General features: G+C 62.3%; 12 protein-coding genes. 6 read left to right on the top strand and 6 right to left on the bottom strand.

The features are described 5' to 3' along the window. The first annotated feature begins 82 nt into the window (after nt 1–82). From treS to ACTJJN_RS10435, 3 genes are all read left to right on the top strand, one after another. Nucleotides 83–2,149, top strand: coding sequence for a maltose alpha-D-glucosyltransferase (gene treS, locus ACTJJN_RS10445; protein ID WP_012052528.1), 2,067 nt, complete (start codon nt 83–85; stop codon nt 2,147–2,149). A gap of 172 nt (nt 2,150–2,321) precedes the next feature. Further along, on the top strand, nt 2,322–2,951 hold the full coding sequence (locus ACTJJN_RS10440; RefSeq protein WP_003248093.1) for a riboflavin synthase: 630 nt from the start codon (nt 2,322–2,324) through the stop codon (nt 2,949–2,951). Nucleotides 2,952–2,960: 9 nt separating this feature from the next. Next, nucleotides 2,961–3,662, top strand: a complete 702-nt coding sequence (locus tag ACTJJN_RS10435; RefSeq protein WP_003248091.1) for a YoaK family protein — start codon at nt 2,961–2,963, stop codon at nt 3,660–3,662. On the opposite strand, the gene proP is transcribed toward ACTJJN_RS10435, so the two are convergent. From proP to glaH, 6 genes are all read right to left on the bottom strand, one after another. Beyond that, nucleotides 3,663–5,165, bottom strand: a complete 1,503-nt coding sequence (proP, locus tag ACTJJN_RS10430; RefSeq protein ID WP_003248089.1) for a glycine betaine/L-proline transporter ProP — start codon at nt 5,163–5,165, stop codon at nt 3,663–3,665. A gap of 158 nt (nt 5,166–5,323) precedes the next feature. Then, nucleotides 5,324–6,298 carry a porphobilinogen synthase gene (gene hemB / locus ACTJJN_RS10425; protein WP_010953815.1) on the bottom strand — a complete coding sequence of 325 codons (975 nt, stop codon included), beginning with the start codon at nt 6,296–6,298 and terminating at the stop codon, nt 5,324–5,326. Nucleotides 6,299–6,493: 195 nt separating this feature from the next. After that, nucleotides 6,494–7,387 (bottom strand): PA4780 family RIO1-like protein kinase, encoded by an 894-nt coding sequence (locus ACTJJN_RS10420; protein WP_003248085.1) that lies wholly within the window; start codon nt 7,385–7,387, stop codon nt 6,494–6,496. A gap of 87 nt (nt 7,388–7,474) precedes the next feature. Next, the gene (gene gabP, locus ACTJJN_RS10415) at nt 7,475–8,866 is read right to left on the bottom strand and encodes a GABA permease (RefSeq protein ID WP_012052530.1); all 1,392 of its coding nucleotides are present in this window, start codon (nt 8,864–8,866) and stop codon (nt 7,475–7,477) included. Between the two features lie 150 nt (nt 8,867–9,016). Continuing rightward, nucleotides 9,017–10,267, bottom strand: a complete 1,251-nt coding sequence (gene lhgO / locus ACTJJN_RS10410) for an L-2-hydroxyglutarate oxidase (protein ID WP_003248081.1) — start codon at nt 10,265–10,267, stop codon at nt 9,017–9,019. A gap of 114 nt (nt 10,268–10,381) precedes the next feature. Then, nucleotides 10,382–11,359 carry a glutarate dioxygenase GlaH gene (gene glaH / locus ACTJJN_RS10405; protein ID WP_003248080.1) on the bottom strand — a complete coding sequence of 326 codons (978 nt, stop codon included), beginning with the start codon at nt 11,357–11,359 and terminating at the stop codon, nt 10,382–10,384. A gap of 195 nt (nt 11,360–11,554) precedes the next feature. On the opposite strand from glaH, the gene csiR reads away from it, so the two are divergent. The 3 genes from csiR to ACTJJN_RS10390 all read left to right on the top strand — a co-directional run bounded on the left by csiR (nt 11,555) and on the right by ACTJJN_RS10390 (nt 14,374). Further along, complete coding sequence (gene csiR, locus ACTJJN_RS10400) at nt 11,555–12,250, top strand: DNA-binding transcriptional regulator CsiR (protein WP_003248079.1); 696 nt, start codon at nt 11,555–11,557, stop codon at nt 12,248–12,250. Between the two features lie 74 nt (nt 12,251–12,324). Then, the gene (locus ACTJJN_RS10395; protein ID WP_010953809.1) at nt 12,325–13,005 is read left to right on the top strand and encodes a response regulator transcription factor; all 681 of its coding nucleotides are present in this window, start codon (nt 12,325–12,327) and stop codon (nt 13,003–13,005) included. Further along, nucleotides 12,983–14,374, top strand: coding sequence for a sensor histidine kinase (locus ACTJJN_RS10390; protein WP_017147660.1), 1,392 nt, complete (start codon nt 12,983–12,985; stop codon nt 14,372–14,374). The genes ACTJJN_RS10395 and ACTJJN_RS10390 overlap by 23 nt, the downstream gene beginning before the upstream one ends. The last annotated feature ends 209 nt before the right edge of the window (nt 14,375–14,583 follow it).

Here is a 14,583-nt window from a genome sequence, read left to right as displayed (position 1 = left end):
CCAACACCCATCTCGGGCCGAACGTTCAGGCCGCAGCGCCGTCATAACCTGAGCCGGTGCCGACACGCAAAGAGGACGCGAAATGACCCAGCCCGACCCGTCGTACGTCAAATGGCTCGAAGACCGCGCCATGCTCAAGGCCTCCCAGGCGCGCGCCAGCCTGTACTCAGGCCAGTCGCGCCTGTGGCAACAACCGTACGCCGAGGCCCAGCCCCGCCGCGCCACCGAAATCGCCTCGGTGTGGCTGACCGTCTACCCCGACGCCATCATCGCGCCCGAGGGCTGCTCGGTACTCGGTGCCCTGGCCCACGAAGCGTTGTGGAAGCGCCTGTCGGAGATCGGCGTACAGGGCCTGCACACGGGCCCGATCAAACTGTCCGGTGGCATCCGCGGCCGCGAACTCACCCCCAGTGTGGACGGCAACTTCGACCGCATCAGCTTCGACATCGACCCGCTGTACGGCAGCGAGCAGGAACTGATCCAGATGAGCCGCATGGCCGCTGCGCACAATGCCGTGACCATCGACGACCTGATCCCCTCGCACACCGGCAAGGGCGCCGACTTCCGCCTGGCCGAGATCGCCCATGGCCCCTACCCGGGGCTGTACCACATGGTCGAGATCCGCGAAGAAGACTGGACGCTGCTGCCCGAGGTGCCCGCCGGGCGCGATGCGGTCAATTTACTGCCAGCTCAGTGTGACGAGCTGAAGGCGCGCCATTACATCGTTGGCCAACTGCAGCGGGTAATCTTCTTCGAGCCGGGCGTGAAGGAAACCGACTGGAGCGCCACGCCGCCGATCACAGGCGTCGACGGAAAGACCCGCCGCTGGGTGTACCTGCATTACTTCAAGGAAGGCCAGCCCTCGCTGAACTGGCTGGACCCTACCTTCGCCGCCCAACAAATGATCATTGGTGACGCGTTGCACGCGCTGGACTGCCTGGGTGCACGCGGCCTGCGCCTGGACGCCAACGGCTTTCTCGGCGTGGAAACCCGCGCCAGCGGCACCGCCTGGTCGGAAAGCCACCCGCTGTCGCTCGTCGGCAACCAGCTGATCGGTGGCATGATCCGCAAGGCCGGCGGTTTCAGCTTCCAGGAGCTGAACCTGACCCTCGATGACATTGCGCAGATGTCCAGAGGCGGTGCCGACCTGTCCTACGATTTCATTACCCGGCCGGCCTACCAGCATGCGCTGCTGACGGGCGACACCGAGTTCCTGCGCCTGATGCTCAAGGAGATGCACGCCTTCGGCATCGACCCGGCCTCGCTGATCCATGCCCTGCAAAACCATGACGAGCTGACCGTGGAGCTGGTGCACTTCTGGACACTGCACGCGCACGACATGTACCTGTACAAGGGCCAGACCCTGCCTGGCAGCATCCTGCGCGAACATATCCGCGAAGAGATCTACGAACGGCTGTCGGGAGAACATGCGCCGTACAACCTGCGCTTCGTGACCAACGGCATTGCCTGCACCACCGCCAGCCTGATCGCCGCTGCACTGGGTATTCGCGACCTCGAACAGATTGGCGCAACGGATATCGAATTGATCAAGAAGGTGCACCTGCTGCTGGTCATGTACAACGCCATGCAGCCGGGGGTAGTCGCCTTGTCCGGCTGGGACCTGGTCGGTGCCCTGCCCTTGCCCGCCGAAGCGGTGGCCGAACGCATGCTCGACGGCGATACCCGCTGGATTCACCGAGGCGGCTATGACCTGGCCGGGCTTGACCCACAGGCGGTGGCTTCGGTGCGTGGCATGCCGCGTGCCCGGTCGCTTTACGGCAGCCTCGACAGCCAGCTGGACGAGGGTGATTCATTTGCCTGCCAGGTGAAGAAACTGCTGGCTGTGCGCCAGGCCTACGGCATCGCCACCAGCCGTCAGGTGCTGGTACCTGAGGTACGCAGCCCAGGGCTGCTGGTGATGGTGCATGAGTTGCCAGCCGGGCGTGGTATCCAGATCACTGCGCTGAACTTCGGCCAGGAGGCAATTGCCGAGGAACTGCTGTTGACCGGCTTCACACCTGGGCCGGTGGTCGACATGATCAACGAGACGGTCGAAGGCGATTTGACCGAGGACGGGCGCCTGATGGTGAACCTGGACCCCTACGAGGCGCTGTGCCTGCGGATCGTCAACAGCAGCGGGCATGTTTGAATCTGGCGTGGCCCTGCCGTCGGCAAACCGGTTTCGCCCGCAAGCACGCCGCCTGCCCCGCGCAGGCGCCAGACTCGCAAGCCGGCTTGCCAGCCAAGAAGCCGGTCTTGCATTTACGGCGCTACGGGCATAGCGTTCGGAAGTTTTCTTTTCCGTGCCCAGGAGCAACTCCATGTACACCGGCATCGTCCAGGCCGTGCGCCCTCTGCTTGATGTGACCACCTACCCGGGCCACAACCAATTCACCATCGACCTCACCCCGGAACTGCTCGACGAACTGAAAATCGGTGCCAGCGTCAGTGTCGAAGGTACCTGCCTGTCCGTGACCGAAATCGACGGCAGCCAGGTCAGGTTCGACGCCATGACCGCTACCCTCGAACGCACCAATCTGAGCAGCTTCAAGCCTGGCCGGAGCGTGAACATCGAACGCTCAGCGAAGATGAACGCCGAAGTCGGCGGCCACCTGATGGCCGGCCACATCGCCACCACCGCCGAGATCGTCGAGCTGTCGATCAAGGAAACCGGCGCCTTCATCAAGTTCCGCATGCCGCCGCGATGGGGCAAGTACGTGTTCCCGCGCGGTTTCATCGGGGTCAATGGCTGCAGCCTGACGGTCGCTGACGTGGAGGATAACGTGATCACCATCAACCTGATCCCGGAAACCCTGCGTCAGACTACCTTCGCCAGCTACCACACAGGTGAACTGCTCAACATCGAGGTCGACCACCAGACCATGGTGCTGGTCGATGTGGTAGAGCGCACCATCAAAGGTACCCTGGCCCGCGAAAACCTGTTGCCCTGAGGCCTGCACATGCTCCCTAACGCCCTCCCCGCGCGCACAGCCAGGCGTTTGCGCCTGCAGGTAATGCGCGGTCGCGTCGGCCTTGGCCTGGTCGCCGCCCTGTCGGTGCTGGCCGGCATGACCGATGCCATCGGCTTGCTGGCACTGGGCGATTTCGTGTCGTTCATGAGTGGTAACACCACACGCCTGGCGGTGGCCATCAGTGAAGCTGACCTGGCCCTTGTGCTACGCCTCAGTGGCGCCGTACTGGGCTTCGTTGCGGGCAATGCGCTGGGTGTGCTCCTGGCTCGCGGATTGCGCCGTCGAGCCTGGCCGGTGCTGTTGGTGGTTGCCGCACTGCTGGCTTTCGCGGCAGCGTGGCCGTTGCCGGCCACCTTCCCTGCGCTGTTGGCGGCCACGCTGGCCATGGGCATGATCAATGCGGTCGTGGAACAGGTGAATGGCCTGCCCATTGGCCTGACTTACGTGACGGGCGCCCTGTCGCGTTTCGGCCGCGGCCTGGGGCGTTGGCTGCTGGGCGAGCGGCGCAATGGCTGGCGGGTCCAGTTGATACCTTGGGCCGGGATGTTGCTGGGCGCCGCGCTCGGCGCCTGGTTGCAACAACACCTGGGCCTGCAGGCGCTGGCCGGCAGTTGTGCGCTGGCCTGCGTGCTGGCATTGGTATCGCGGTTCATACCGCGTTCCTGGCAGCGTGGCTACATGCCGCGCTGATCATTCGATACGCGGGTGCTGCTGTGCCAGTTTTTCGCGCTTGGCTTCCAACTCGGCGATCTGCGCATCGATGTCCTCGATCTTCTGCTCGATGTTGTCGTGGTGCTCCTGCAGCAGTTCACGCGCCTCTTCGATGTCTGACGCCGCAGGGGCGGCGCCGCGCAGGGGCTTGTTGGCGGTTTCCTTCATGGTCAGGCCGGTGACCAGGCCGACAGCAGCGATCACCATCAGGTAATAGGCCGGCATGTACAGGTCGTTTGTGGTCTCCACCAGCCACGCAGCGAGGGTTGGAGTAAGGCCGGCGATCAGCACCGAGATATTGAAGGCGCTGGCCAGGGCGCTGTAACGGATGTGCGTGGGGAACATGGCCGGCAGCGTCGAGGCCATGACGCCGATGAAGAAGTTCAGCAACACGGCAATGATCAGCAGGCCGGCGAAAATAAGCCCAAGCACCCCACTGTTGATCAGCATGAATGCCGGAATGGCCAAGGCCAGCAGGCCGACACTGCCGACGATGATGAACGGCCGTCGGCCAAACTTGTCGCTGAGCAGACCGATGATCGGCTGCACGAACAGCATGCCGACCATGATCGCGATGATGATCAGCACGCCATGGTCTTCGCTGTAGTGCAGGTTGTGCGACAGGTAGCTGGGCATGTAGGTAAGCAGCATGTAGTAGGTGACGTTGGTGGCGATTACCACGCCGATGCAGGTCACCAGGCTGCGCCAGTGCTGGGTGGCCACCTCCTTGAACGACACCTTGGGCCCGGAGGCCAGGCCTTCACGATCGCCCTGTTCCAGCTTGTCGACGTGCTGCTGGAACGCAGGTGTTTCTTCCAGCGCATGGCGCAGGTAGAGGCCGATGATGCCCAACGGCAGGGCCAGGAAAAACGGCAGGCGCCAACCCCATTCGAGGAACTTTTCTTCACCCAGCACCGTGGAAATGAGCACCACCACCCCTGCGCCCAATACAAAGCCGGCAATCGAACCGAAATCCAGCCAGCTACCGAGAAAGCCGCGCTTGCGGTCAGGCGCGTACTCGGCAACGAAGATCGAGGCACCGGTGTATTCGCCACCCACCGAAAAGCCCTGGGCCATCTTGGCCAGCAGCAACAGGATCGGCGCCCAGATACCAATGCTTGCATAGGACGGTATCAGGCCGATGGCGAAGGTGCTCAGGGACATGATCACGATGGTCGCAGCAAGGATTTTCTGCCGCCCGAACCTGTCGCCCAAGGCGCCGAAGAACAACCCGCCAAGGGGCCGGATCAGGAACGGCACCGAGAAGGTGGCCAAGGCCGCGATCATTTGCACGCTGGGGTCGGCGTTGGGGAAAAACACCTTGCCCAAGGCATAAGCGACGAAGCCATATACCCCAAAGTCGAACCACTCCATGGCGTTGCCCAGCGCGGCGGCCGTGATCGCCTTCTTCATCTTGGCGTCGTCGACGATGGTGATGTCCTTCAGGCCGATTGGCTGGACGCTTTTCTTGCGAGGTTTCATACCCGTATCCCTGTCGATGAATGCTCTAAGGGATCAGATACAACGGGACACTAAATAATTCAGCGCTTACTGTTTTTTTGTGTGTTTGCGGCAACACCCAACGGCGCCCAAAGAAAAGCCGCTGCAATGGCAGCGGCTTTCATGCCCAAGGCCTGGCTTCAGATACCTTCGCGCGCCAGGTCCATGGCGAAGTAGGTCAGGATCAGGTCGGCACCGGCACGCTTGATTGCGCCAATGCTTTCGCGCACCACCCGGCCTTCGTCGATGGCACCGGCCAGGCCACCGAACTTGATCATCGCATACTCGCCACTCACCTGGTACGCCGCCAGTGGCAGGCGCGAAGCGGCGCGGATGTCGGCGATCACATCAAGGTAGGCACCGGCCGGCTTGACCATCAGCACGTCCGCGCCTTCCTGCTCGTCGAGCAGCGACTCGCGCACCGCTTCGCGGCGGTTCATCGGGTTCATCTGGTAACTTTTGCGGTCACCCTTCAGTGCAGTGCCGCCGGCCTCACGGAACGGGCCATACAACGACGAGGCGAACTTGGTCGAGTAGGCCATGATCGCGGTGTCGTGGAAACCGGCACCGTCCAGCGCGCTGCGGATAGCTTGCACCTGGCCGTCCATCGCCGCCGAGGGGGCAATGAAGTCGGCACCGGCAGCAGCGGCGATGACGGCCTGCTTGCCCAGGTTGGCCAGGGTGGCGTCGTTGTCCACGCCATGGTCATGCAGCACGCCGCAGTGGCCGTGGCTGGTGTATTCGCAGAAGCAGGTGTCGGACATCACCACCATTTCCGGCACGGTGTCCTTGCAGATACGCGACATGCGCGCAACCAGGCCGTTTTCGTTCCAGGTGTCGCTGCCATCGGCATCCAGGTGGTGCGATACGCCAAAGGTCATCACCGACTTGATACCGGCGCGGGCATAGCGCTCGATTTCCTGGGCCAACAGTTTCTCGGGGATACGATTGACACCGGGCATGCTGGTGATCGGCACGAAATCATCGATGCCCTCTTCGACGAAGATCGGCAGGATCAGGTCTTCAAGGCGGAACTCGGTTTCCTGGAAGATCGTGCGCAGGGACTCGTTCTGGCGCAGGCGGCGGGGACGAACGGACGGGAATTGGTTGGACATGACAGCTCCAGGGAATTTGAACGGCGTATACCTTATGCCTGTCGCGCGCCAGTGAAAAGGCTAAATGACGAGATTGTGTCTTGCGTCAATGGCAACGGCCGGGGTTTGCCTATGTTGGCCTCTTCGCGGGCAAAACCGCGCCCACAAATCCCGTAGGTGCGGGTTTACCCGAGAGGAGGCCGGTACAGGAATAAATTACTGCAGCCAGGGCGGCGTCACTTCCTCTGCCTTGGCCGGCCCATGCTCAGCCTCGGCGCGTGCTGCACGGCGGCGAGCGTCGTCCATCCGGGCGGCGTCGATCTCGCGCATCACCCCGGTTACGTCAGCTTCATGTTCGTCATCCTCGAACACCCCGGTCAACGGGCTGTCGGGCAGCAACTCGCCGGCCTCGTACAACGCCCACATCTCCTGCGCATAGCGGGTGCTTTTCAGCTCCGGGGCAAAGCGCCCGAAATAATGGGCCATGTTGTCCACATCGCGCTGCAGCATGCTGAAGGCATGGTTGTTGGCGGCTGCATCCACTGCCTGCGGCAGGTCGATGATCACCGGCCCGTCCGGGCCGAGCAGCACGTTGAACTCGGACAGGTCGCCATGCACCATTCCGGCGCACAGCATCAGCACGATCTGGCGAATGACGAAGGCGTGGAACGCGCGGGCATCCTCCGCTTCGAGGTGAACGTCGTTCAGGCGCGGGGCCGCATCACCATCGGCATCGGTGACCAGCTCCATCAGGAGCACGCCGTCCTGGAAGTCGTAAGGCTTGGGCACCCTCACACCTGCGGCGGCCAAACGGAACAGCGCTGCCACTTCGGCGTTCTGCCAGGCATCTTCGGCTTCTTTGCGGCCGTACTTGCTGCCCTTGGCCATGGCCCGGGCCTGACGGCTGTTGCGTACCTTGCGGCCCTCCTGGTATTCGGCGGCCTGGCGAAAACTGCGCTTGTTGGCTTCTTTATAGACCTTGGCGCAACGTACCTCGCTGCCACAGCGCACCACGTACACAGCGGCTTCCTTGCCACTCATCAACGGCCGTAGTACTTCGTCGACAAGGCCGTCTTCGATCAACGGTTCGATTCTTTTAGGTGTCTTCATCAGGCTGCGTTCAGGGTCCTGGCTTTGTTGGCGGACATCCTCTCACAGCCTGATGCGACTTGCTCGTCTGTCTTCAGACCGGACGAATCAGGCGCCCTGCCCTACGCCAGCCACCGCCCCGCCGCGTGCCCGGCGCCGGGTCACCAGCACCCCCGAGCACACCACCAACACCGCCAGCACCATCGTCGAGACCACTTCCAGGCGATGATCCGGGCGGAACAGCATCAATACCAGTACGCCGCTGATGAACAGGATCACGCCCCAGGTCAGCCACGGGAACAGCCACATGCGGTAACCCAGTGTCTTGCCCTGTGCCGTCAGGCGCTGGCGCAGGCGCAGCTGGGAAATGGCGATGACCAGATACACCAGCAAGGCAATGGCACCGGAGCTGGCCATGAGGAAGCCAAACACCTGAGCCGGCACCAGGTAGTTGGCGATCACCGCCAGGAAGGCAGCCCCCGTCGACAACAAGACTGCCACCACGGGTGTACCACTGCGGCTGGTTATCTGGGCACAGGCCGGGGCATCACCACGGCGGCTAAGCGAATAGACCATTCGCGAGGCGGTGTACAGCGACGAATTGAGGCAACTGGTCACCGACGTCAGCACCACGAAGTCGATGATGGCCTTGGCATTTGGCACGCCGAGGGTGTCCAGCACCGTGACATAAGAGCCTTCGGTCGCCAGGCGTGGGTCGGTCCACGGTACCAATGCGATGACGATGAAGATCGACAGGATGTAGAACAGCGTTATCCGCCAGATCACCGAATTGGTGGCCTTGGAAATATGCTTGCCCGCCTCGTCGGATTCAGCCGCAGCGATGGTCACCACCTCGGCCCCGAGGAACGAGAACATGGTGATCAGCATCGCGCTCAGCACCGCACCAAAGCCGTTGGGCATGAAGCCCCCCGTATCCCACAGGCGCGAGACGCCGCTGACGCCGGACCCCGGCAACAGGCCGAAAATGGCGCAAACACCCAGGGCGATGAAGCTGACGATGGCCACCACCTTGACCAGTGCCAACCAGAACTCGAACTCACCGTAATTCTTCACGCTGAACAGGTTGGTGGCCGTCAGCAGCAACGTGATCACCAACGACAACACCCAGATCTCCATCTGCGGGACCCAGGAGTTGATGATGGTAGCGGCGATATTGGCCTCGATCGGAATGATCAGCACCCAGAACCACCAGTACAGCCAACCGATGGTGTAACCGGCCCATTTGCCGATGGCGAGGTCAGCGTAGGTTGAGAACGAGCCGGTGTCCGGGGAGGCAACCGCCATTTCGGCCAGCATGCGCATCACCAGCACCACCAGGCCGCCCGCCAGGATATAGGCCAGGATGGTGGCAGGCCCCGCTTCGGCGATGGCGCGGCCAGAGCCGACAAACAGCCCGGCGCCGATCACGCCGGCAATGGACAGCATGGTGACATGCCGTGATTTCAATCCATGACTCAAATTGTTCTTGTGGGTTTGCATGGCGCTACCTTGTTGTTTTTGTCATGCCCACGCGGGGGCCGCCGGCTGCACGTCACCGACGCAGGCGCGAAAAAGCCCGCCCTGCCCTGAATGGTGAGCAGGGCAGTACGGGTTGAGTAAAACGAAACCGCAGGAGGTGCTACCGGGGTGTCAGCTGGCAGCCCTCTGGTTGGCCGACAGGTCGGCCTTGGGGAAGCTGCCGCCCTGCAGGCCGACCTGCTCGCACACCTTCTCGACGATGTAGGCGCCGATCGGGATGGCCGAGGTAGCAGCTGGCGACGGTGCGTTGCACACGTTGACACTGCGTGCGGTGTTGACGAACAGGAAATCGTCGATCAGCTTGCCGTCGCGCGACACCGCCTGGGCACGCACGCCGGCCGGGTAAGGCGTGAGGTCGGCTTTGGTAATGCTCGGGCAGTACTTCTGCACCTGCTTGAGGTACCCGCCCTTGAACAGCGAGTTCTTCATCTCGATCAGGCCCGGGCGGAAGTTCTTCGCCAGCACCTTGAGGATGCCGGGCGTGGTCAGGGTCTGGAACAGGTCGCTGGGGCTGACATCGGTCTTGCGGTAGCCCTCGCGCTTCATCGCCAGCACGGCGTTGGGGCCTACGGTGACGGTGCCGTCGATCATGCGGGTCAGGTGCACCCCCAGGAAGGGCATCGACGGGTCGGGAATCGGGTAGATCAGGTGGTTGACGATCTGATTGTGCTGCTTGGGCAGCAGGTAGTATTCGCCACGGAACGGGCAGATCACGAATTCGGTACGCAGACCGAGCATGCTCACCACGCGGTCGGCCATCAGCCCCGAGCAGGTCACCAGGAAACGGCTGCGCAATTCATCGCGCTGGGTGCGCACGATCACTTCATTTGCCTGTTCCTGCAGGCCAACCACTTCTGCGCCATAGCGGATTTCGCCGCCGGCACGCTGGAACTCTGCGCCCATCGCAGCGGTGACCTGGGCGTAGTTGACGATGCCGCTGGACGGCACGAAGATGCCCCCCATACCGACGATGTTGGGCTCACGCTCGCGCAACTCGGCAGCCGACAGCCAGTAGCGTTCCAGGCCATTGGCCGCCGTGCGCTCCCACAGCGCCTTCATGCGCTGCATTTCCAGATCGTTGGTGGCGACCAGCAGCTTGCCGCACTCATCGAAATGAATGCCGTGCCGGGTGCAGAAGGCTTTGGTCGCCTTGTTGCCTTCCAGGCAGAAGCGCGCCTTGAGGCTGCCGGGGGTGTAATACACGCCGGCGTGGATCACGCCACTGTTATGGCCGGTCTGATGGCGGGCCGGGCCGGACTCTTTCTCCAGCAGGAGAATCTTCGCGTCCGGGTAGACCTTGATCAGGTGCATGGCCGTGGACATGCCCACAATCCCGCCGCCAATAATGATGAAATCGTACACAGCCTTACCTCACACGCAGGCATTGCCTGGCAGGCTCACCAAGGCCCGCACGGGGCCTGGTGGCATTGTTTTGTGCAAAAACGCGTGGGCGAGCGCCCGCCCCGCGCCCTGTCATTATTGCCCGCGCTGGTACAGCGGCTTGGGGAAGGCGACGTAACCACGCTGGCGCATCAGTTCGCGGCGCAGGCCCTCGTGCGGGGTGAAGCGATCGCGGCCATGCAGCCAGAACAGGTTGTTGATCAGCAGGAAACTGCCTACGCCTACCGGTACCGAGACCTTCTTGCCGCTGCCTTCCAGCGACTCGGACAAGGCGTTCAGCCAGATACCTTCCTCGTAGTTTTCCGGCTGCACGAACTGGTCAATGTAGCGCATGGTCGGCCGGCCTTCGGTATCGGTGTCGAATACCGAATGGAACACATCTTCGGCAACCTTTTTGCTCGGCGGTGCGGTCCAGCGCATTTCGCGACGTGCCATCGGGTGACGGAAGAACGCCTCGCACTGCTCCCAGTCGTCCAGGTGCAGCAGCAGCGAGTTGCCGCCTTCCATGTTCTTTTCGTCGATCTTCAGCATCAGCACATAGTCGGTGATCTGGTTCACGAACGTACCGTCGTTGTGCAGCTCCATCACACGGTGCGGCTGGCGCAGGTAGCTGTCGGAGTTGTCGCTGTTGACCACCACGAAGCGCGCATAGAACTGGCCACTCATGGCGTCATAGTTGGAACGGCCGATCAGGTGTGCACAGGCGGTGGTGAACTTGACCATGTCTTCGGCCTGGCTCACGTCGTCCAGGCCGATCGGGGTAATCAGCATGCCACCTGTGGCGCGGTCGAGGATGGTGTTGAGCAGCACCGGGCGCAGCGTGCCCTGGCACAGCTCGTCAAGGATTTCGCCTACGCGAAAACGCAGGAACGACTTGTACTCCAATGCCTGCACCGGCCATTGGGCAACGGCCTGCACGAACGCTTCGACGGTTTCCCGGGCAAAGGTCAGTTCAAGCAGGCGCGGCGACTGTTTCGAGGGGGCGATGGTGTAGCCCTGCGGTTCGAGCGGCAGCGGCATGACAAGTTCGTCGATCTGCGTAAAGGCGTTCATGGCAGTGTCCTGGCTAAAAAAGTAGGTGGCGCCGTCCGGTCATGACCTGGATCAGTGCGGGCGAGGTAAAAATATCGCCACTAAGTAAAAATGTCTACATTTTTATATTTCAACGACACTAACCGCGTTTGTCCATTGTTTTTCGTCGGCAGAGGGTTTCGGTATGATCGGCAAAACGTTTTGAGGAACAGGATCTTGGAAGCGCTCGCCCCCCGACAAAACTCAGCATTCAGCGGGTATGAGAGGCTCAAGAAGGACATCATCCGCGGGGTGTTCAAGCCCGGTGAAAAGCTATTGATGAGCGCCCTCAAGGAACGCTACGACCTCGGTGTGGGCCCGCTGCGCGAAGCACTGTCGCAACTGGTGGCCGAGCACCTGGTCAACGCGATCAGCCAGAAAGGCTACCGGGTAGCGCCCATGTCGCTGGATGAGATGAACGACATCTACGACGCCCGCGCCAACCTGGAAGCGATGATCATTGCCTTGGCCATCGAGCGCGGCGACGACGCCTGGGAGGCGTCGGTGCTGGCACACTCGCATACCTTGGCCAAGGTGGTGGAAGTGAAAACCCGCGAGCAGCGGCTGGATGTGTGGGACGAGCGGCACAAGGCGTTCCATACTGCCATTGCCTCAGGCTGCGGCTCCAAGCACCTGCTGCAGGCACGCACCTACCTGTTCGACCAGGCCGAGCGCTACCGCCACCTGTGGCTGACGCAGACGGTGTTTTCCGAACAGGCGCTGGCGCTCAAGCGCCAGGAGCATGCGGCACTGGTCGAGGTGATCCTCGCCCGGGATGCCAAAACTGCCAGCGCCATGATGCGCTCGCACCTGATGACACCGGTACCGATCATTGCGCAGATCATGCACGCCGAAGGCATCGGTGCCCGCTAGATGAATTTTTCTTAAATCGCCGGTTGTCTATTCTTTGGCACAATCAGATCTCCATTAGATGCCCAGGAACCAGCATGCCTCGCGTACTGACCATCGAAGACGACGCCGTCACCGGCCAGGAAATCGTCGCCGAACTGACCAGCCACGGTCTGGAAGTGGATTGGGCCGACAATGGCCGCGAAGGCCTGGCCAAAGCCATTGCGGGCGGCTACGACCTGATCACCCTGGACCGCATGCTGCCCGAGGTGGACGGCCTGACCATCGTCACCACCCTGCGCAACCTCAAGATCGCTACGCCGATCCTGATGATCAGCGCCCTCTCCGACGTCGATGAGCGGGTGCGCGGCCTGCGTGCAGGCGGGGACGACTACCTGACCAAGCCGTTCGCCTCCGACGAAATGGCCGCGCGAGTCGAGGTATTGCTGCGCCGTAACAGCGTACCCACGACTCAGACCCGCTTGCAGGTTGCCGATCTGCAGCTGGACCTGATCAGCCACGAGGCGCGCCGCGGTGACAACACCCTCAACCTGTTGCCCACCGAGTACAAGCTGCTGGAGTACCTGATGCGCCACAGCGGCCAGGTGATCACGCGGATGATGATTTTCGAGGAGGTCTGGGGCTATCACTTCGACCCGGGCACCAACCTGATCGACGTGCACATCGGCCGCCTGCGCAAGAAGATCGACTCACCCGGCCAGTCGCCGCTGATCCGTACGGTACGGGGCTCCGGCTATGCCATTGCTGAACCCGTCTAAAGGCTGGAGCTCTTCTACCAGCCGCCTGCTGGCGCTGTACAGCTTTCTGTTCGTGGCCTGGAGCAGCATCCTCATGGGGGTGCTGTACTTCGAGGTCTCCAGCTACCTGAACAAACTCACCCGTCACTCCATGCTGCAGCGCCAGCACCTGTTCGCCCACATGAGCGGCAAGCAACTGGACGACGCCCTGATTGCCAGCCAGGCCTTCGAGGAGCGCAGCTTTGACGCCTACGGCCTGTTCGATAGCCAGCTCAACCCGATTGGCGGCACCGTGCGGGCCTTGCCCCCAGAACTCAGACTGGACGGCAAGATCCATGAGTTGGAACGCTGCCTGGATGCCGACGACCCACGCATGCCCCGCGACAGCTGCGACGCGGTGGCAATCAAGGTACAGGATGGCCGGTGGCTGGTGCTGGTGCGTGACAATGGCTCGCTGTTCGTGGTTACCCGGATCATCCTGCACGCCCTGCTCTGGGGCATCTCGCTGACCCTGATCCCGGGTTTTGCCGGTTGGTACCTGCTACGGCGCAGGCCGCTCAAGCGTATACGGGCGATCCAGGCCCAGGCCGAACTGATCGTCGCCGGCGACCTGACCCACCGCCTGCCACTGTCGGCCCGCCGCGACGAGCTGGACATGCTTGCGGCGATCGTCAATGCCATGCTTGACCGTATCGAACGGCTGATGCATGAGGTCAAGGGTGTATGCGACAACATTGCCCATGACCTGCGCACACCGCTGACCCGCCTGCGCGCCCAGCTGTACCGTATTCGCCAGCAAAGCGACGTGGATTCTGCGCAAGCCGAAGCGCTGGACCAGGCCATTGGCGAAACCGACACCTTGATGGCGCGCTTTCGCGGGTTGTTACGCATCAGCGAGCTGGAAGACCGCCAGCGCCGCGCCGGCTTCGTCCAGCTTGACCCGCATGAACTGCTGGTAGAGCTGCACGATTTTTACCTGCCATTGGCCGAGGATGGCGGCATTCAACTGCAATTGCACCAACCTGCGCAGCTACCGGCACTGCACGGTGATCGCGAACTGCTGTTCGAGGCGTTGGCGAATCTGGTGGGCAACGCGATCAAGTTTACGCCCGAGGGTGGTCGGGTGCGCATAAGCGCCACGCTGGATGACAACGGCGTGCACATGGCGATCGAGGATAGCGGGCCAGGTATTCCCGAAGAAGAGCGGACGGCCGTACTGAAACGGTTCTATCGCAGCGATGAAGGCCACCGCCATGCCGGCTTCGGGCTGGGGTTGTCGATCGTGGCGGCAATTGTCGACCTGCATGGGTTCGGGCTGGAGATTGGCGAAAGCGAATTGGGTGGGGCCAGGCTGGTATTGCACTGCCCGCTTGCGGGGCTAGGAAAATAAAAGCTGGGGCCGCTTTGCGGCCCTTCGCGGGCACGCCCGCTCCCACAGGTTGGCGCGACATTTCAAGTGTGCGCTATCCCTGTGGAGGCCACCGCCATGCCGGCTTCGGGCTGGAGATCGGCGAAAGCGAATTGGGTGGGGCCAGGCTGGTATTGCACTGCCCGCTTGCGGGCCTAGGCAAATAAAAGCTGGGGCCGCTTTGCGGCCCT

The sequence above is a fragment of the Pseudomonas sp. 22515 genome, from assembly GCF_052044625.1.
Taxonomy (GTDB): Bacteria; Pseudomonadota; Gammaproteobacteria; order Pseudomonadales; family Pseudomonadaceae; genus Aquipseudomonas; species Aquipseudomonas alloputida.
The sequence above is the reverse complement of the archived record's forward strand: the minus strand, read 5'-3'. Positions and strand labels throughout refer to the sequence as shown.

Excerpts from the sequence above, each read along its gene's own strand:
- treS (WP_012052528.1), top strand. The coding sequence starts at position 83 with ATGACCCAGCCCGACCCGTCGTACGTCAAATGGCTCGAAGACCGCGCC.
- ACTJJN_RS10440 (WP_003248093.1), top strand. The coding sequence starts at position 2,322 with ATGTACACCGGCATCGTCCAGGCCGTGCGCCCTCTGCTTGATGTGACC.
- ACTJJN_RS10435 (WP_003248091.1), top strand. The coding sequence starts at position 2,961 with ATGCTCCCTAACGCCCTCCCCGCGCGCACAGCCAGGCGTTTGCGCCTG.
- proP (WP_003248089.1), bottom strand. The coding sequence starts at position 5,165 with ATGAAACCTCGCAAGAAAAGCGTCCAGCCAATCGGCCTGAAGGACATC.
- hemB (WP_010953815.1), bottom strand. The coding sequence starts at position 6,298 with ATGTCCAACCAATTCCCGTCCGTTCGTCCCCGCCGCCTGCGCCAGAAC.
- ACTJJN_RS10420 (WP_003248085.1), bottom strand. The coding sequence starts at position 7,387 with ATGAAGACACCTAAAAGAATCGAACCGTTGATCGAAGACGGCCTTGTC.
- gabP (WP_012052530.1), bottom strand. The coding sequence starts at position 8,866 with ATGCAAACCCACAAGAACAATTTGAGTCATGGATTGAAATCACGGCAT.
- glaH (WP_003248080.1), bottom strand. The coding sequence starts at position 11,359 with ATGAACGCCTTTACGCAGATCGACGAACTTGTCATGCCGCTGCCGCTC.
- ACTJJN_RS10395 (WP_010953809.1), top strand. The coding sequence starts at position 12,325 with ATGCCTCGCGTACTGACCATCGAAGACGACGCCGTCACCGGCCAGGAA.
- ACTJJN_RS10390 (WP_017147660.1), top strand. The coding sequence starts at position 12,983 with ATGCCATTGCTGAACCCGTCTAAAGGCTGGAGCTCTTCTACCAGCCGC.